This window comes from Paenibacillus sinopodophylli, assembly GCF_005930355.1.
GTDB classification, from domain to species: domain Bacteria; phylum Bacillota; class Bacilli; order Paenibacillales; family Paenibacillaceae; genus Pristimantibacillus; species Pristimantibacillus sinopodophylli.
In genome coordinates, this window is the sequence record NZ_VDBO01000016.1 from 12,197 (window position 1) to 31,248 (window position 19,052).

General features: G+C 47.8%; 14 protein-coding genes. All 14 read right to left on the reverse strand.

Features of this window, described 5'->3' with window-relative positions; all coding sequences use genetic code 11:
• Position 1: 1 nt before the first annotated feature.
• A complete protein-coding gene (locus tag FGT79_RS27290; protein WP_138756008.1) occupies positions 2-772 on the reverse strand; it encodes a type III pantothenate kinase in 771 nt (256 codons plus the stop codon).
• Positions 769-1,653, reverse strand: a complete 885-nt coding sequence (nadC, locus tag FGT79_RS27295) for a carboxylating nicotinate-nucleotide diphosphorylase (protein ID WP_138756009.1) — start codon at positions 1,651-1,653, stop codon at positions 769-771. The genes FGT79_RS27290 and nadC overlap by 4 nt, the downstream gene beginning before the upstream one ends.
• Complete coding sequence (gene nadB, locus FGT79_RS27300) at positions 1,646-3,259, reverse strand: L-aspartate oxidase (RefSeq protein ID WP_138756076.1); 1,614 nt, start codon at positions 3,257-3,259, stop codon at positions 1,646-1,648. Before nadB ends, nadC begins: the two co-directional genes overlap by 8 nt.
• A gap of 130 nt (positions 3,260-3,389) precedes the next feature.
• Complete coding sequence (gene nadA / locus FGT79_RS27305) at positions 3,390-4,328, reverse strand: quinolinate synthase NadA (protein WP_138756010.1); 939 nt, start codon at positions 4,326-4,328, stop codon at positions 3,390-3,392.
• A 354-nt stretch (positions 4,329-4,682) separates the two neighbouring features.
• Entirely contained in the window at positions 4,683-5,645 is a 963-nt protein-coding gene (locus FGT79_RS27310; RefSeq protein WP_138756011.1) for an ABC transporter permease, read from the reverse strand.
• Complete coding sequence (locus tag FGT79_RS27315) at positions 5,646-6,728, reverse strand: ABC transporter permease (protein ID WP_138756012.1); 1,083 nt, start codon at positions 6,726-6,728, stop codon at positions 5,646-5,648.
• Positions 6,729-6,733: 5 nt separating this feature from the next.
• Complete coding sequence (locus tag FGT79_RS27320) at positions 6,734-8,269, reverse strand: ABC transporter ATP-binding protein (RefSeq protein ID WP_138756013.1); 1,536 nt, start codon at positions 8,267-8,269, stop codon at positions 6,734-6,736.
• 263 nt (positions 8,270-8,532) lie between these two features.
• Entirely contained in the window at positions 8,533-9,579 is a 1,047-nt protein-coding gene (locus FGT79_RS27325; protein ID WP_138756014.1) for a BMP family lipoprotein, read from the reverse strand.
• Between the two features lie 351 nt (positions 9,580-9,930).
• A complete protein-coding gene (ftsH, locus tag FGT79_RS27330) occupies positions 9,931-11,931 on the reverse strand; it encodes an ATP-dependent zinc metalloprotease FtsH (RefSeq protein WP_138756015.1) in 2,001 nt (666 codons plus the stop codon).
• 98 nt (positions 11,932-12,029) lie between these two features.
• Positions 12,030-12,569, reverse strand: coding sequence for a hypoxanthine phosphoribosyltransferase (gene hpt / locus FGT79_RS27335; RefSeq protein ID WP_138756016.1), 540 nt, complete (start codon positions 12,567-12,569; stop codon positions 12,030-12,032).
• Positions 12,570-12,620: 51 nt separating this feature from the next.
• Positions 12,621-14,033: a tRNA lysidine(34) synthetase TilS gene (gene tilS, locus FGT79_RS27340; protein ID WP_138756017.1), complete on the reverse strand. Its 1,413-nt coding sequence runs from the start codon at positions 14,031-14,033 to the stop codon at positions 12,621-12,623.
• A 33-nt stretch (positions 14,034-14,066) separates the two neighbouring features.
• Positions 14,067-14,990 (reverse strand): protein kinase domain-containing protein, encoded by a 924-nt coding sequence (locus FGT79_RS27345; RefSeq protein WP_138756018.1) that lies wholly within the window; start codon positions 14,988-14,990, stop codon positions 14,067-14,069.
• Positions 14,974-15,699 carry a vWA domain-containing protein gene (locus FGT79_RS27350; protein ID WP_138756019.1) on the reverse strand — a complete coding sequence of 242 codons (726 nt, stop codon included), beginning with the start codon at positions 15,697-15,699 and terminating at the stop codon, positions 14,974-14,976. Before FGT79_RS27350 ends, FGT79_RS27345 begins: the two co-directional genes overlap by 17 nt.
• A gap of 582 nt (positions 15,700-16,281) precedes the next feature.
• Positions 16,282-18,774, reverse strand: coding sequence for a stage II sporulation protein E (gene spoIIE / locus FGT79_RS27355; RefSeq protein ID WP_138756020.1), 2,493 nt, complete (start codon positions 18,772-18,774; stop codon positions 16,282-16,284).
• Between the last annotated feature and the right edge of the window lie 278 nt (positions 18,775-19,052).

Consider the following 19,052-nt stretch of genomic DNA (forward strand, 5'->3'; position numbering starts at 1 on the left):
ATTATCCCTCCTGATTGCGTTCGTATATGATTCGAAGACCTTCAAGCGTCAGCAAAGGATCAACTTCTTCTATCGTTTCCGATTCAGAAGCGATTAACTCCGCCAGCCCCCCGGTCGCAATAACACGCGGCGTGACACCGAATTCGCTTCGGATACGTTTGACGATGCCATCGACTTGACCCGCATAGCCAAATATAATACCTGCCTGCATGGATGTTACAGGATTGCGTCCTATAACGCTCTTTGGCTTAACCAGCTCAATACGCGGCAGCTTAGCCGCGCGCTGGTAAAGCGCCTCAGTTGAGATGCCGATACCCGGTACAATTGCCCCACCTAGGTAGTTACCGCCTTCATCAATGTAATCGAAGGTCGTTGCAGTACCGAAATCAACAACAATAAGCGGCGAGCCATACTTGTCAATGCCCGCTACTGAATTGACAATCCGGTCGGCTCCCACTTCACGCGGATTCTCATAACGAATATTCAATCCGGTTTTCACACCCGGCCCAACAACTAACGGCGTTTTTCGCAAATATTTCAAACAAAGCTGCTCTAACGTTCGCATCAGAGGAGGTACGACAGAAGATATAATAACGCCCTCCATCTGCTCCAGCTTCACACCTGCATAATGAAACAGGTTATGAATATTTATCCCATATTCATCTACTGTCGCTGAACGATTCGTACTCAGCCGCCAATGATGAAGGAGCTCTTTTCCTTTGTAGATGCCGAGCACGATATTCGTATTTCCGACGTCAATGACGAGGATCAAAACGATTCCCCACCCTTCTTCGCATTCAGATCTAGGCTGATGTCTAGCGCATGGAAGGAATAAGTCAATCCTCCAACCGAAATGACATCGACGCCACAATCTGCAATACCCTTAATCGTCTCCAGCGAAACGCCGCCCGATGCTTCAATGATGACATGCGGCGAGACTGACTTAATTTGTACGATCGCTTCCTTCATCAAGGCCGGAGTCATATTGTCCAGCATAATAATGTCTGCCCCGCAAGCCAGCGCTTCAGCTACTTGCTCAAGTGATTCCGTTTCAACCTCGATCTTCATCGTATGCGGAATTTTGCTGCGCGCAGCCTCTACAGCCTCGCGAATGCCGCCAGAGCCCTTAATATGGTTATCCTTAATCATGACAGCATCATACAGACCGAAACGATGATTGGCTCCACCGCCTACCCGAACGGCATATTTCTCCAGCATGCGGTGACCAGGCGTTGTTTTGCGCGTATCTACCAATCTAACCGGCAATCCTTCAAGCGCATGAACAAACGTACGAGTCTTGGTCGCAATACCTGACAGCCTCTGCATCAGATTAAGCGCAAGGCGCTCTCCAATCAACAAGCTGTGCGTACTGCCCTCAACGGTCGCCAGAACTGTACCTTTGTCCACTTGATCGCCGTCCTGTACATGGGGATGGAATACAAGCGATGCATCCACAACCTCGAATACAAGCTTGGCAATGGGAAGTCCTGCAATAATACCGCTCTCTTTCACATGAATTACGGCCGTAGAGCGAGATTCTCTAGGAATCGTCGTCTCTGTTGTGATGTCACCGCTTCCTATATCTTCTGCAAGCCAGCCGCGGATCTGCTCGCGTACTGCTGTATCATAACCGCCTGCCGTCCATTCAAACATCCTCTATCCACTCCTCCGTCAGTCCATATAGACGGTGCAACACCGTATGCTTTCTCCACATCTCATCATCACGAGCCGGGAAATCCTCTCGATAGTGAGCACCGCGGCTTTCTTCCCGCGATAGGGCCGCTTCCGTAGTCAGCAAGGCACAAGTAAGCAGATTAGCAAATTCATACTCCTCACGCTCAGTCAGCACAGACTGATAGATCGGAAGCTGCCGCTTCAATTCCTCAAGTCCCTTCGTAAGCCCTTTGCCATCGCGGCGCAATCCTGCATAACGAACCATAATTTTTTGCAGCTTCAGCCGTCTCTCAACAACCGCTTGAATAGATGTACTGCTGCGTTCTGTTTCATGATCAATGACCGGTACAACCGAATGATTCGGAAGATCATTTATTCGCTTAACAATCCGTCTGCCGAACACGATCGCCTCAGACAGTGAATTACTTGCAAGCCGGTTAGCGCCGTGCACGCCGGTCGAAGAAACCTCACCACACGCGAACAAGCGTTTAATATTCGTTTCCCCATTCAAATCTGTTTTTACTCCGCCCATCATATAATGCATAGCCGGCGCAACCGGAATCCAGTCTGAAGTCAAATCAAGACCATATCGTAAGCAGTATTCATATATCGTTGGGAAACGATGCTTGACCATCTCCGCTGATTCATGCGTAATATCAATGTAAACAAAGGTTGATTTGGTCTCTTCCATTTCGCTTACGATCGCACGCGCGACAACATCCCTAGGAGCGAGCTCTAGCTGCTCATGATAGCGCTCCATGAATCGTTCTCCCTTTATATTGCGAAGATATGCGCCCTCACCGCGAACAGCCTCCGAGATTAAAAATCTCGGGGCACCTGGATAACAAAGCGAAGTAGGATGAAATTGTGTGAATTCTACGTCTTGTATGTACGCTCCCGCCCGGTATGCCATCGCAATACCGTCACCTGTAGCGACTTCTGGATTTGTTGTATAGCGATATAGTTGTCCAGCCCCGCCTGAGCTGAGTATGACCGCTTTGCCTTTCACGAATAAACGCTGCCCGCCCGGCTTCTGCACAATAGCTCCGCAGCATACGCCATCTTGCGTAACCAAATCAATGACGAAGTGATCGTCCCACACCTCAATTTGAGGATTTGCAATGGCCGTTTCGGAAAGCGCTCGTACAATCTCGAAGCCGGTAGCATCACCATTAGCATGAAGAATACGTCGCTGACTATGAGCGCCTTCTTTCGTTAAGGCGAACTCGCCATTCTCCAGATCGAACTGGGTTCCCATCTTAATTAAGCTGCGAACACCTTTGGCACCCTCATGCACCAATATATCAACGGCTTCATTCGAACATAGGCCAGCGCCCGCCACAAGAGTGTCATGGCTATGATAAGCCGGTGAATCCTCATCTGAGATTACAGCAGCGATGCCGCCCTGCGCATAACGTGTGTTGCTGTCGAGCAGTGATTTCTTGGTGATCATGAGGACGGAATTGTTTTCACTTGCCCGTATAGCGGTAAAAAGACCGGCAATGCCGGCCCCGATGACGATTACATCTTTTTCTACTATAGGCAGCTCACTTAGCTGCACATCGACTAAATATCTAGGAATCATCATGGCTCCTCCGAGCGTAAACGACGAATATCGCCTATGGCTGCCTGCTTACGTCTCTTCATGGGATAAATGCATATCATAAAGATCTCATGTCATGAGTCTAATCATTCAAGCATAATAACCGCGCTTCTTACTTCACTAACAGCATGCGCTCCAAGGATAAGCGGGCTTGATCCGCAACATGAGGCGGTACATAAATTTGAGGCTGCATCGTTTCCAACGCTTTAACAAGCTTCTTCAAATTATTGACCTTCATATTCGGACAAACCAAATATTTCGATGCAAAGAGAAACGTTTTGCCTGGGCTGTCCAAGCGAAGCTGGTAGCCTGTACCGTCTTCTGTGCCGACGATAAACTCTTGGCAGTCCGATTCTTTGCAATATTTGATAATAGCTGTTGTACTACCTACAAAGTCGCCTAGCTCTACGACCTCAGGACGGCACTCCGGGTGAACAACGAATTGCGCGTTCGGGTACTTCGCTTTCATTTCCTCGACATCCTTAACCGTAAGCATGTCATGTGTGTTGCAGTAGCCTTCCCAGATAATCATCTTCTTATCGGTATTCTGCTGCACATAGTGGCCGAGGTTTTTGTCTGGTACCCAGATAACCTCATCGCCCTCTACGGAGTTGACTATGTTAACCGCATTCGCTGACGTACAGCAAATGTCCGTCTCTGCTTTAATTTCCGCAGATGAGTTGATATAAGTAACTACCTTCGCATTCGGATGCTGCGCTTTCAGTTTGCGCAAGCCGTCTACATTGACCATATCTGCCATCGGACACCCTGCACGCTCATCGGGAATAATAACCGTCTTGTTCGGAGCAAGAATCTTCGCGCTCTCACCCATAAAATGCACGCCGCAAAATACGATAACATCCGCATCGGTCTGAGCTGCTTTCTGAGCAAGCAAGAAGGAATCACCGCGGAAATCGGCTACCTCTTGTATTTCATCACGCTGATAATAATGAGCTAAAATGATGGCATTCCGTTCTTTCTTCAACTGTAACAACCGTTCACGCAGTTCGCGGTTCTGCTCCGCTTTGCGTTCCAGTGCCAGTGCTTCCACAGTGGATCCTCTCCTCTTATGAGGGATGGGTATATGCCCATTCCGTTATACGGCAAGCACGACTTTGTGAATTGATGCACAAACTTAGAAAGTCGCTTACCTATAGTTTAAACCAAAAGGGAAAAATTCATTTGATTAAGTTTTAATTTACACGGGGTAGATGCTACTGTCAATGCGTTAAAGCCCTTTTTCCCCCGGCTGCTTCAAATTAATTTTTCTTATAGCCTCATCTAGGCAGCAATCGAGGCAAACAACCATTTTTTAAAAAAATTTTAGGAAAACTCGGCCGTCTGCCTATACAAATTAAAAAGCCTCTCTCCCAGCAGGAGCAGGGAAAGAGACTTCTCCGTTTGTTTAGCGTTTCGCAGGGTCGTAAGGCTGTCCAAGCGCCGATGGAGCGTTGGAGCGGCCGACAGCACCCGCAAGAACGATTAAGGTCAGCACATATGGCAGCATGTAGAAAAACTCAGCTGGAATTTGCTGTGCGAATTCAAAGCGCTGCATAAAGCTTCTGAGCGCTTGTGCGAGACCGAAGAACATAGCCGCTCCTACAAGGCCGAGCGGATTCCATTTGCCGAAGATAAGCGCCGCAAGCGCGATAAAGCCTTGTCCCGAGATCGTATTATGGGCAAAGCTGCTTGTTGTCGTCAATGTAATGGTTGCTCCGCCAAGACCAGCGAGCGCACCACTTAGCAATACCCCAATATAGCGATACTTCGTTACACTGATTCCGACCGTATCGGCTGAGCTCGGATGCTCGCCGACTGCACGAAGACGTAATCCGAAAGGCGTGCGGAACAAAATAAAATAGCTGATAACGGCAAGTGCCAGCGCGATATAAGTTGTAGGATAAGCTGTAAATATCCCTCTCCCCAGCAGCGGTATATCCGATAGAAATGGAATTTTCCATTTATGAAATACGTTTGCAAGCAGTGGAGTTTGTCCAGATCCTGCATACAAGCTCTTAGTTAGATATAGCGACAATCCCAGCGATAAAATATTGATGACCACGCCGACGACCGTTTGATCGGCCCGAAACGTAATCGTCGACACCGCATGAAGCAGTGAAAATAACACGCCGTAGATAGCAGCAGCGATAAAGCCAATCCAAGGCGATATGCTGCCAAGGCCCGCTTGTATGGCATACTCTGTCGCGACTGCTGCAGCAAACGCGCCCGAAACCATCAAGCCTTCGAGTCCAATATTAACGACACCCGAACGTTCTGAGTACATTCCACCCAAAGCGGTAAAGATAAGCGCGGTCGAAAATACGAGCGTGATATGCATAAGTTGTCCAATCGTATCGAGTACGTTCATCTACGCCGCCTCCTTTCGCTTGCTTGCACGTTTATTTAGAAAAGGCTTAAGGAACCACTTCACTAATCCATGCGAAGCAACGAAGAAGATAACGGCACCGATAACGATGCGAACAACCTCAGGTGGAACACCTGCACCAAAGCTCATACCCGCAGAGCCGTAGCTGAGGCCGCCGAACAAAGCTGCACCAAGCAATACACCAATCGGAGTGTTGCCGCCTAGCAGCGCTACTGCAATTCCATCAAAACCGTAGCCTGGTGAAGACGCCATAACCGTCTGATTGCCGAAGACGCCTAAAATTTCGAATACTCCGCCCAGACCGGCGAAAACACCGCTTATAAACATAGACTTGACCATCGTTACGTTGACATTCATTCCCGCATACAACGCAGCATCCGGGTTGTGACCAACGGCACGAAGCTCATAGCCCTGTTTCGTGCGCCAGAGCACGATATAAAATACGATAACGCATACGATAGCAATGAGCGTTCCCCAGTGCATACGGGCATTGTCCATCAGTTTAATCAACCAATCAATTTTCACCATAGCCGAATCATGAATCGGCATCGATTTCTGTTGCCCCTTCTCTACAAGGAACTTAGCAACGATAAAGTTGGATAAGAATAACGCAATCCAGTTCAGCATAATAGAGGAAATAACCTCGTTCACGCCGCGCTTCGCTTTCAGATAACCTGCAATGCTAGCCCACAAGCCGCCGAATACGGCTCCTGTTATGACAGCAAGCGGAGCATGGATATACCACGGCAAATCAAGCAGAACGCCGATAATCGTCGCACCTGTCATCCCCATGACAAACTGTCCTTCAACCCCGATATTAAACAAACCTGTACGGAATGCGAATGATACAGCAAGCCCGGTAAAGATAAGCGGTGTAATCGCACGAATCGCTTCGCCCACATTGTAAGGCGTGCTGAACAGCTTATCCAGCAGTGATGTATAGGCTAGAATCGGATTGTATCCGCCAGCAAGCATCGCAATCGCTCCTACGATAAGCCCAAGGACAATGGCAACCAGAGGCACGAGGATAGACGACTTATTAAATATTTTTTTCACCGTATCCATATATGCTATCCTCTCCCTTCTGCTGCTTGCTTGTTGCCCGCCATCATGAGGCCCAGCTGTTGATCATCTCGTTGTTCCGCGTCAACCTCGCCCATTAGCTTGCCTTCGTACATGACCCCTATGCGGTCAGACAACGCATACAGCTCATCAAGCTCAAATGAGACTAGTAGAATCGCTTTGCCCTCATTGCGGGCTTGTACTAACCGTTTATGTACGTATTCAATCGCACCGATGTCAAGGCCACGTGTTGGCTGCACGGCAATAAGAAGATCCGGATCCTTATTCAGCTCCCGCGCGATAATGGCTTTCTGTTGATTGCCCCCAGACAGCGCACGCGCATGCGTTTGAATGCCTGATGAGCGAACATCAAATTCTGTGACAAGCTTATCGGAGAGCATATCCATCGCTTTGTAATCGATAAACAAGCTTCTGCCGAATTCAGGCTCGAAGTAGGTGTTAAGTATCATGTTTTCACTTAAGCTGAAATCAAGAACAAGGCCGTGCTTATGCCTGTCCTCTGGAATATGGCCAACGCCTGCGATCGATACATCACGAGGGGAATGGTTAGTTAGGTCACGACCGTTCAGCTTAACGCTGCCGCTGTCTACCTTCTTCATGCCCGTAATCGCATAAATAAGCTCACTTTGACCATTGCCATCAACGCCAGCAATACCGAGAATCTCGCCGGAGCGAATGTTAAAGCTGACGCCATTCAGTGCATTTTTCCCTTGCTCGCCCTTCATCTGCAAGCTATCCACTGATAGAACGACCTCGCCAGGCTCACGCTTCGTTTTCTTCACTTCAAAGGAGACGTCTCGGCCAACCATAAGCTCAGCAAGCTGCTGCTCGTTCGTTTCATCAGTAGTAACGGTTTTGATAACCTTACCGCGTCTAATAACCGTAACCGAATCGGCGAGAGCCATAACCTCTTTCAGCTTATGCGTAATAATAATGATGGACTTGCCTTCTGCAGCCAGATTGCGAATGATTTCAATAAGCTCTTCAATTTCTTGTACAGTCAGTACAGCAGTCGGCTCATCAAAGATCACGATCTCTGCGCCGCGATACAATGTTTTCAATATTTCAACACGCTGCTGCATACCAACCGTAATATCTTTAATTCGCGCCTGAGGGTCTACCTTCAAACCGTAACGCTCGGATATAGACCGAACCTTCTCATTTGCAAGCTTATAGTCGATTTTCAACCCTTTAACAGGCTCATTGCCAAGCACAATATTTTCTGCAACTGTAAACGGCTGTACGAGCTTGAAATGCTGATGCACCATACCGATTCCGAGTTCAATTGCGCGTGAAGCACCGTCAATAACGGTCTGTTGCCCATTAATCCAAATCTCACCTTCATCCGGCTGATAGAGTCCGAACAAAATATTCATAAGCGTTGATTTCCCTGCGCCGTTCTCACCGAGCAATGCATGAATCTCGCCTTTTTTCAATTCAAAATTAATGGAATCATTGGCCACCAGCCCTGGAAACCGTTTTGTAATTCCTTTTAGTTGTACTGCCGTTAAGCTCCGGTCCATTCCTTATCATCTCCCCGGTTTCACCGCTATAGAAACATGAAGCGCAAGCACAATATACACATTTTTCTCAAAAAAAACAAGGTAAAACGGCTGTCGTCGTACTTTAACGGCGCGGCGCGTTTCATTCCGAGAAATATAGAAAAAGGATCGCGAAATCATATCCTTTCCTATATTAAAAAAAGAATAAAGACCGGCCGAAGCCGGTCTTGTCTGATTCATCTACATTCAAACCTCAGTCAAAGGATACCAATGAATCGTCAAATCTATTCAGTAGGTACTTTGATTTCTCCGCTAACAATTTTCGCTTTGTATTCTGCAACTTTTTCAAGTACATCAGCAGGAACGTTCTTTGAAGATGTTTCTGGCAAGCCTACAGCATCGTCTTTCAAGCCAAGCTCTTGAACCGTTCCGCCTGCGAAGTTGCCTGCGATCAAGTCCTTCGATACTTTATGAACAGCCGCTTCAACGCCCTTCATCATGGAAGTAAGCGTGATTTCGTCACCAAACTCAAGGGATTGGTCTTTATCTACGCCGATAACCCAAACGGCATCGCCATTGTCTTTACGAGCTTTCGCTTCGTTGAATACACCATTACCTGTGCCGCCAGCTGCGTGGAAAATAATATCTACGCCGCCATCGTACATCGTTGCTGCAGCCAATTTACCAAGGTCAGGCTTACCGAAGTCACCTGCATAGTCTACTTCAACTTTAGCATCCGCGTTAACCGCAGCTACGCCCGCTTTGAAGCCTGCTTCGAACTTTTTGATAACCGGAATTTCCATTCCGCCAACAAAGCCGATTTTGTTTGTTTTGGTCATAAGACCTGCAACAACGCCTACCAAGAATGAACCTTCGTTCTCAGCGAAAGTAATCGAAGCCACGTTAGGTGCTTCAATAACGCTGTCGATTACAGCAAGCTTAGCATCAGGGTTTTCTTTCGCCACTTTGCTTAGCGCATCGTTGAACAAGAATCCGATACCCCAAGTCAGGCTGTATCCTTCTTTAACGAAGCTGTTTAGGTTCGGCTCCATGTCTGCTTCGCCTTTGCTCTCTAGAAACTTCGTAGCTGCGCCAGTCTCAGCTGTTACCGTCTCTAGTGCTTCCCATGCGCTTTGGTTAAAGGACTTGTCATGTACGCCGCCCACATCGGTAACCATACCGATTTTGAAATCTTTACCTGTTCCATCGGACTCAACCTTTGTACCCTCGTTGGTTGCTCCGCCCTCATTGTTATTTTTCGATCCGCAAGCAGACAACACTAACGTCAACGCGATCATCATGACAAGCATAAAGCTAAATGTTTTTTTCATGCGTATTCTCTCCCTTATGTACATTTTTTTGTCGTGCTGTGCAACCCCTGTTTACTTTCTTAGTCTTGCTATTCCTGGCCGCTATTATTTCATTATAGTTACAAAAAAGTAAACGTCAATGATTTAATGTCAGCTTATGTGACATTAAATCATCATTTATACTTTGATGTGACGTTTATGTAGCATATGGCCAAAAAAATATAAACCTTCGCGTAAGCTTACTGCTGTTTCCGCTTTTAGTTTACATCCATATTATAGGCTAAATCCGAACATTAATAAAGTAAAAAATAGTCGTCCCGCTACTCTTTACAAGTAGCAGAACGACTATAGCTAGCCATTACCTTTAAAATTCTACTCGTTCTTGTCTGGTTCGTCTGTGTTCTGACGCTTCTCAAGGCTCACACCTTTTGCTTCATCTTGCTCACGAGTTTGAATCCGAACCTTCACATCACCAATCGTTTCTACAATCGGCTCCGTTGTCGACTCAACGTTTTCAGCTGTTACATCAGAAGACGGTCCGCCTTCCAAAGTACCTGTTTCAACCAAACGTTTGATTTGCTCAAGCTCCAATGTTTCCTCGCTAAGCAATGTCTGAGCAATCAAGTGCATTTCCTTGCTCTTCTCTGACAATAGCTTCTTCGCACGATCATAACAACCCGTAATAATGGACTGCATTTCTTGGTCAATCTCATATGCAATCGCATCCGAGTAATTCTGCTCATGTCCGATATCGCGGCCAAGGAAAACTTGACCTTGTGAGCTTCCGAACTGCATAGGTCCTAGCTTATCACTCATACCGTACTCCATAATCATAGCACGAACGATGCTCGTTGCTTGCTTGAAGTCGCTGTATGCACCCGTTCCAATCTCTCCAATAAAGAGCTCTTCTGCTACACGTCCTGCAAGCAAGCCGGTAATTTTATCAAGCAATTCTTGCTTGGTTACAAGCATGCGATCTTCCTTAGGCAGCATGATGACGTAACCGCCAGCGCGTCCCCGTGGGATAATCGTAACTTTATGAACCATGTCCGCATGCTCCAAGAAGAAGCCTGCAATGGTATGTCCCGCCTCATGGTAAGCAACAATTCGTTTCTCACGATCGCTGACAACACGGCTTTTCTTCTCCGTACCGACAATGATACGATCAATCGCATCGTCAACCTCAACCATAGCGATATCCTTTTTGTTGCGGCGAGCAGCAAGGAGCGCCGCTTCATTAAGTAAGTTCTCAAGGTCTGCACCACTGAAACCAGTAGTGCGCTTAGCGATGATCTCAAGCTTCACATCTTTGGCTAGCGGCTTATTGCGCGCATGTACTTTCAGTACCGCTTCACGGCCTTTCACGTCTGGACGATCTACCGTAATTTGACGGTCGAAACGGCCTGGACGAAGAAGGGCTGGATCTAGAATATCCGGACGGTTCGTTGCTGCAACGATAATGATACCTTCGTTAGCGCCGAAGCCATCCATCTCAACCAGCAATTGATTGAGTGTTTGTTCGCGCTCATCATGTCCGCCGCCAAGTCCAGCGCCACGTTGACGACCAACAGCATCAATCTCATCGATAAAGATAATACAAGGTGCGTTTTTCTTCGCATTCTCGAACAAGTCACGAACTCGAGATGCACCGACACCAACGAACATCTCAACGAAATCAGAACCTGAGATGCTGAAGAACGGTACGCCTGCTTCACCGGCTACTGCACGGGCAAGCAAGGTTTTACCTGTACCTGGAGGACCTACAAGCAATACACCCTTAGGAATGCGGGCACCTACCAGATTGAACTTACGCGGATCCTTCAAGAAATCAACCACTTCGACGAGCTCTTGCTTCTCCTCGTCTGCTCCGGCAACATCTTCGAATGTAATCCGTTTCTTCTCGTTATCATAAAGCCGCGCTTTGCTCTTGCCAAAGTTCATCACTTTGCCGCCGCCGCCCTGTGCTTGATTCATCAAGAAGAAGAACAGGACAAAAATAATGATAAACGGAATAATGGAAGTAAGGAATGTTAGCCAAATGCTCGGCTGATCCATTTCCTTCGTTTCGTAAGCGAAACCGTACTGCTTCGACCATTCTGCAATCTTAGACTCGGCGCTAACGCCCGTCCTTGATATAAATTGATCGTTTTCTGCGTCAGCAGGCTTCACTTTATATTTACCGGAAACAAAATAAGATTGGTTCTCGTACTTAAGACTTAACTCTTTAACATTTCCTGATTCAATTGCATTGACGAGTTCATCGTAACGCAATCCAACGGTCGTGTTATTTTGGCTGCTGATAAATTGAAAAATCCCAACGGTCACCAAAAATATAATTAAATAAAAACCAGTATTACGGATGATCCGATTCATCCCCAACCTCCTCTCAGACGCTTAAAATATTTTACCATATCATGACTTTCCATAACAATAGAGGTATACGGAGAAGGGCATGTACGGGTGAATCGCTATTATTTCTGGTAAACCTGCGGCTTCAAAATGCCGATATAAGGAAGATTGCGGTATTTCTCCGCGAAATCAAGGCCATAACCGACAACAAACTCGTCAGGCAACGTAAAGCCCGTGTAATCAGCCTCAAGCTCAACCGTACGGCGTGCCGGCTTATCGAACAGGGTTACAACCGTAACCGACTTCGCGTTGCGACGCTCCAGAACATCGATCAAGTAGCTGAGCGTTAGACCGCTATCGATAATATCCTCAACGATCAGAACATCACGGCCTTCAACTGAAACATCCAAATCCTTGATGATCTTCACGACTCCTGAAGACTTGGTCGATTGACCGTAGCTGGAGACAGCCATGAAATCAATTTCAAGCGGTACTGTTATTTCCTTAACCAGATCGGCCATGAAAATAAACGCACCTTTCAGAACACAAATAACGAGCGGGTTGCGCTCATGAAAGTCTTTGCTCAGCAATGCGCCAAGCTCTTTTACCTTATCACCGATTTGCTGTGCGTCGTACAATACTTCTTGAATATCGTTCTGCAAAGTAGAAATCCCCCTACGCCTTAACTATGTTTATGAGTGTACCAGTGCTTCTTATTCGCTCCGCGCCCTTATGAATAACACGTCTTCGGTATGTTCATTCGTAAGCGCATGGCTTGATCTGCGGATACCTGGAATCCAGAGTAATTTCCCCGCCGCATCGAACAGCAGAGGATACAGCTCCCGCTTCAAGGGTGCGATCTTCTCGTCAACGAACATATCTTGCACTTTTTTCGAGCCATTTAATCCTAAAACTTGAATTCTGTCGCCCGGCCTTCGGTTTCGAAAGACGAGCGGATACGATAACTCCGCAGCATCGAAGCAGGCCTCGCATCGCGATACGGGTTTGCTGCTGACCATCGCGGTCGAACGTACAAACTCAAATGTCCAACAGGGCGGCTCAACCGCAAGACTAACCGTAGCCAATCCCACCTCGTACAAATAATCACTTGCCTTATCTGTCGAGCGCTGGGATTCACCAATCCACCGCAGTCTATCATACTCACGAACACATCGAATACCGGCACCGGCATCGATTCGCCATGTTGCCGGCGCAAGTGCAGAAGCGGCATGCCGCATCGTCTCAATCTGCTCGAAGGATATCTTTTCCGTTTCCTTAGAAAGATAACTTAATATTAGTTTAATCAATCTCCTTTGTAAAGCGACGTGGAGACCGCGCAAATCGAGGCAGCTAATCGCGCATTCATCGGGGGATAACGTCACAAGCTGCGCAAATAATGCATCGGTTTGTTTGTCCATCCAATCATCCTCTGCCCCAGCAACTTCAGCGAGTCGTTGAAGTGATTGGGAAAGCTGTGGATTGTGGTTGGACAAATAAGGTAAAATATCTAGCCGAATGATATTTCGGAAATAATGGCGTTCCTTGTTGCTGCTATCCGTGCAGTAAGGAATATGATGCTCTTCGCAGTAACGCAGAAGTTCTGACTTGTTCATACGCAGCAGCGGACGAATAAGTTCCACGTTTTTTTCACTTCTTTTGGCGGCCATACCTGCAAGTCCCGTTAGGCCCGTTCCCCGAATCACACGCATCAGTACTGTCTCAGCTTGATCGTCTGCATGGTGGGCAAGCGCAATCCGCGAAGCGTCATAGCGGCTTGCTATATCATGTAAGAACGCATATCTACGCTCGCGTGAGGCTGCCTGTCCATTCATGCGCGTTTCTTCTATATAAGCTGGCATATCGAGCGTAATCGTCTCGCAGATCACGCCTAGCTGCTTAGCAAAGGCTTGGACGACTTCCCGCTCGTGCGCAGACTCCTGTGGGCGAAATCCATGGTTAACATGAGCCGCAACTATAGTAATCATACCACTCTGAGATAGAGAAGAGAGCATATGTAGAAGCGCCATAGAGTCTGGACCGCCAGATACCGCTACGATCACGCAATCTCCAGCAGACCATAGCCCTCGCTCCGCAGCTTCCCTCTCCAGTTCGCTCTGCAAATTCATTGAATATACCTCACCTTCATTTCCAGGCTGCTGCTACAACAAATTACGCAGCAGCCAATATACCGATATTCCTAGCAGCACCGCAGATGCGGCTGCAAGTCCCTTCAGCCAAAACGGCGTCGAAGACAATCTATGGGTATCGCGTCTATTCATGAATAAACGCCAAGCAGCAGAAGCCTCTCCCGCATCAGCGAATTGCCCGTCGAACGCCTTCCTAAGCCAGCCTGCAACCGGCTTCAATGCCGCACTGGTTTCAATAATCTGCATGAGCTCGCCTGTAGATCGATTCTGCGGAAGCAGCTCCTTCGTCAATTGCTGCAGACGTTTAGGCTCATGCAATTGTATACAGAATACTCCGAAGGAAAATAAATCGTACTGAGGATCTGCCGAACGCGATCCGCCATTCCAATAGCCGCGGTCGTATATTTCGGTAAACTGTCTTATGCTCTTGCCGACTGCGGTCACCCCGCCGTAGTCTACAAGCTCGACATGACCATAATCGGCAACAAGCACATTCTCGACTTTCAAATCACCAAACACCCAGCCTGCTTGATGCAGCTTCGCCAGCTTACCGAGCAAATTCAAGCCAACCAAAGGAAACCATTCCGTCCCTTGCTGCTTCAAGTAAGTATCTGCTTTGGCTCCGAGCACATAACGCATAATATAAAAGGGATATTCCCTTCCGTCCGGACCATACAAATCATCCACGTCAAATAGATAAGATTCTTGTCCCTGCTGCTTCTGCTTCGCAATGGATTGCAAAACGTTAACCTCTGACTGAAGATCAAGCGTATCAATGCCAAGCTTCATCGCATACCAGCTGCGGTCACGCTGTACGAGGTATACTTTACCGTTCGCGCCCTCCCCAAGCAACCTCTCCACCCGGTATTTCCCTTGCTTCCACTTGCCAGTCACTACCGTGCCGCGACGAAGGTCAACCTTAAACGACGTAGTCACTCATCATCCCATCCGTTTCATCTCTGCTCTGTCTACCATAATCGCCCTTGCGATAAAAATCAACAATATGCATAATCGCAGGCCCTGTAGGCGTCGTTCCACCCATCTGAAGCTTCGGAAATATGGCATGCACACCGTTCAGATGACTCGTCCAGTCTAAATCCAATACACAATCGTCACCATTCCTTGCGCCAGGGAAATGAAATACACTTATTTCACTTTTACCTTGCCTAGCTTGAAGACTGAGCATCAAATCATGAATGGCATCTTCAACCGCGGCAAGCTTTGGCTTCATGCTGGCACTGGCATCAATGAGAAGCGCTACTTGCAGCTTCGACGTTTCCCCGAGCTCATCAATAACACGGACAACCTCGCCCCGTTTCTCGGGGGGCAGCGCCTCGATAGACCCGTTGCCTAGCACCTGCTTCAATTCCTTCTGTACAGCGAATTGAATCGTCTGCACCACCGTCTTGCGCGTCATCATCTGCACCGTTTGAGAAAGCTGACGCATATTGACCATCCTGCTAAGGCCGCCGCCCGCCCGTGCAATCTCCTCAATCTCCGCAGCACCGAGCTCACCCACATCGCCGTGATCCAGCACGCCCACTACATTAACCGAGATTCCGTCCGACTGCGCGTGCGCAGCCGCCACAACTGGACTTAGGCCCACGTTGGAGCATCCATCCGTAATCAACAATATTTGTTTCATAATCGTTTACCCTCCTCAAGTGTTTGAGAATCAAACACAGCTTCGTAAGCATAGGCTTAGCCCAGCCTTTCTATTAGCTTTGCCTTTTTTGAGAGGGTTAAACAGCTAGACTAGCAAAAAAACACTATGCTTGCACAATCCTAAGCAGCAACGCCTGATGGCTTCCTTACTACAGATGCCATCGTTTCAGCGAAACGTATAGAAAAAGGATAGAAAATCATATGCTTTCCTCTATTTGAACAGATTTGGCATTTGTCTTTCATTATGTACAGCCTTACTCCTTCTACCTTTCATCGGTTTAATCTTTATAGATGTTGAATAGTTACATAGACCCTGTTTCATTCACGCAGCGCTCGGGTATAAAGGGATATACATCAAACTGTTGACGTCAAACCAATTGGACTGCCGACTATCAGGCTATTCCACACGCGATTCTTCCGCAAAGCAGATAAAAAGCCTTATAGCCGCCAGCCATGAGTCAGCTGACAAACAAAAGGCTTTAATACGATCAATTATCCACTCAGAGCGCACACCCGCTCACCGTACAAGTGCCGCCCGATTCATCACAGCCTCACTAAACCATCAGCTGACCGTTCTTGGACGCTCCATGCGCGTCACCCCTGGGAAGCGAAAAGAAGCCCATTCCGGCAAATGCTTATCAATTCGTGCTACAAGTACCGTCATGTCATCAATGATTTCACCATTATGGTGACGAACCACCTTCTCCAGCAGCGCGTCTGCCATCTCCTGAGGATCATCTGTTGCCAGCTCACCTATAATTCGTTTCATCCACAGCTCTTTGTTCACCGCAAGTCCCGGTGCATCATATATTCCATCGCTCATCATAACCAGTGTATCGCCTGACTGCATCTGCATGGATACAAAGTCAACATCAATATCCTGAAGAATACCGATTGGTAAATTGTTAGCTGAAATGGGAATGACCTCATTTCCTCGTTTGATAAAGCTTGGGGTGGAGCCTATCTTCATAAACGTCGTTTGCGCGGTATACAAGTCTACGATTGCCAAATCGACGGTAGCAAACACCTCATCGGATGAGCGCAGCAACAGTACCGAATTAACCGATTTCACCGCAAGCTTCTCATCCATGCCTGATTGCAACAGCTGCTGCAAAATCGATAATGCAGCGCTGCTTTCCTGACGCGCCCGCTCGCCATTACCCATGCCGTCGCTTATTGCGACAGCGAATTTACCATTGCCGAGCTCAACCATGCTGAAGCTGTCTCCTGACAGCAGGTCACCTCCTTTAGCTGCTCCGGCAATGCCGGTCTCAACCTCATATTGCTTGGCCGATCCGAAAGCGACAAGCGTCGGCTCTCCGCTTCTCATCGGCGGGATCTCGGATTTCACCTCGATGTGCTCGCCGAGTATATCGCTCAGCAGCGGTGCAATGATTTTGCGGCACTCGTCATAGCCTTGTCCAAATGAGTGATAAACCTCAATATCTACATTTCCCTCCTCTAAGCTTACGATATCGATGCCCTGAACCGATAAACCCAATCCTTCCACCGCCTCTCTAATTTGTTCCTCCTGCAAATGCAGTGTCTGCCCCTCTCGTTTAATTTCTTTGGCCAAATCCTCCATAACCTGCGACACACCTTGCAATTGATCAGCGACAAGTCCTCGTGATTCGTATATTTGCTTCTTCCAGTGCATATTATTTTGATAGAGCTCGTACTGCTGACTCATATCATTAAGCACCTGAGATGATTTGACACAATGTGTAGACCAGGCTCTCGGTATATCCTTGGGAGACGGAGTACGGTTTTCCTCTACAACCGTCATCATATCCGTCATCATTTTGTACGTATGGAAAAACTTGTCCTCCCAGCAAGCATTTTGCCTATGGCAACTAGCGCAGCTGCGCTCAGCAACCGCATTCATGAAATGACTGATTTCCTCCTCTTTATTTAGACTTGTAGCTCTGCTATTCAGCTGTCCGAAGCTGCGAGATAGCTGCTTGAATACCTCTGAATATTGCGATACTCGCTCTGCCGTCACCTCACGCACCCGCTTCGCGTAATCATGCTGCGACTTGGCATGTTCATTCGTACCCGGTACATACCGGGAAATGGTACGAATCATGCTGCGAGGCGTCAGCAAAAGCAGCGTAGCAGCTGCTACTGATTCCCAGGTTGAGCTCATCACATCAGCCTGGCTGCCTACATATATGGATAAAATCGATGTACCAAGCAACATTCCGAAAGCAGCTGCCATTTTGCCGCCGTCACGCAGCAAGCCAGCCAGCAATCCTGCAAACGCGAGTAAGCTCATTTGAACGACTGCACCGAAGTCAGCCAAGCTTAGAATGAGTCCTGCAACTACACCGACCGAAGCGCCAAGCGGTGCCCCTCCCGCCAAAGCAAACAGCAGCAGCATATAGCGGGACATCACATGCTCTGCCGACAATCCATACATGACCCAGCCGACTGCACCTGTCATGACCGACGCCAGCAAAATCATTAGACAGATGATCTCTTCGTTTTTGAGCGAGGCCGATTTCTTAGTCATGGTCAATACAGGAATCGCCTGTATAAATACTAATGTGAGTACAAAGCCAAGCGCAGCCTCTACGACAACGAGCATGAAATTGTACCAGCTTAGCTCGTCCCCTATAAAGACGCTGAACATCTGTACAAGCAGTGTTGAGGCGAATACGAGGATGGGTGCTGAAGACAGCTCCGCTCTCTCATACGTTTCAAGACCCTTCAAGAACAGAAACAACACCGCGATCTCCATTGCGATCCACATGGGCGCAGGATCAGCCGCCAGCCAGCTGCCTGCCACAAGCGAGATCGCCACCCACGGATAAATATCTCTTCTCATGAAATAAATGACCGCAAAATATGCAATGGCAAACGGCATAAGCGATTCGAGTATAACCGCCCTACCAAGTAAAAAAGCAATACCTACAAGCAAAAACGTCCACTTCTTTGCAAGCACGACCTGAATGAATCGGCGCCCTGCAGCCCATTCCCGACCTTTCTGCATCATCGCCTTAGCCAGTCCAGTCCGTTTCACACCGGGAAGCACAACCACGTTCTCCTTTTCCATAAGCAGACACCACCATTTCCGAATGTAATGTGTTTTTCATTATAGGAGGTTGTCCGCATGAAGTTTGTCAGTTAACGTAACACGCCCAAAACTTTTTTCCGACAAAAATAATCGGCTCTGCAGCACTTGCCAATAAGCGCTCAAACATACGCCCCATATACGTTTGCTATCGTATGCCGGGTCCGTTCATCAGCCAGCAAGTCAACAAAATTTGTGCCGCATGTTTTCCAGATGATGGCGAATGGACGTTGTATCGTGTCGGGAATGAAGGAGGATGA

Excerpts from the sequence above, each read along its gene's own strand:
- nadC (WP_138756009.1), bottom strand. The coding sequence starts at position 1,653 with ATGTTTGAATGGACGGCAGGCGGTTATGATACAGCAGTACGCGAGCAG.
- nadB (WP_138756076.1), bottom strand. The coding sequence starts at position 3,259 with ATGATTCCTAGATATTTAGTCGATGTGCAGCTAAGTGAGCTGCCTATA.
- FGT79_RS27310 (WP_138756011.1), bottom strand. The coding sequence starts at position 5,645 with ATGAACGTACTCGATACGATTGGACAACTTATGCATATCACGCTCGTA.
- FGT79_RS27315 (WP_138756012.1), bottom strand. The coding sequence starts at position 6,728 with ATGGATACGGTGAAAAAAATATTTAATAAGTCGTCTATCCTCGTGCCT.
- FGT79_RS27320 (WP_138756013.1), bottom strand. The coding sequence starts at position 8,269 with ATGGACCGGAGCTTAACGGCAGTACAACTAAAAGGAATTACAAAACGG.
- FGT79_RS27325 (WP_138756014.1), bottom strand. The coding sequence starts at position 9,579 with ATGAAAAAAACATTTAGCTTTATGCTTGTCATGATGATCGCGTTGACG.
- ftsH (WP_138756015.1), bottom strand. The coding sequence starts at position 11,931 with ATGAATCGGATCATCCGTAATACTGGTTTTTATTTAATTATATTTTTG.
- tilS (WP_138756017.1), bottom strand. The coding sequence starts at position 14,033 with ATGAATTTGCAGAGCGAACTGGAGAGGGAAGCTGCGGAGCGAGGGCTA.
- FGT79_RS27350 (WP_138756019.1), bottom strand. The coding sequence starts at position 15,699 with ATGAAACAAATATTGTTGATTACGGATGGATGCTCCAACGTGGGCCTA.
- spoIIE (WP_138756020.1), bottom strand. The coding sequence starts at position 18,774 with ATGGAAAAGGAGAACGTGGTTGTGCTTCCCGGTGTGAAACGGACTGGA.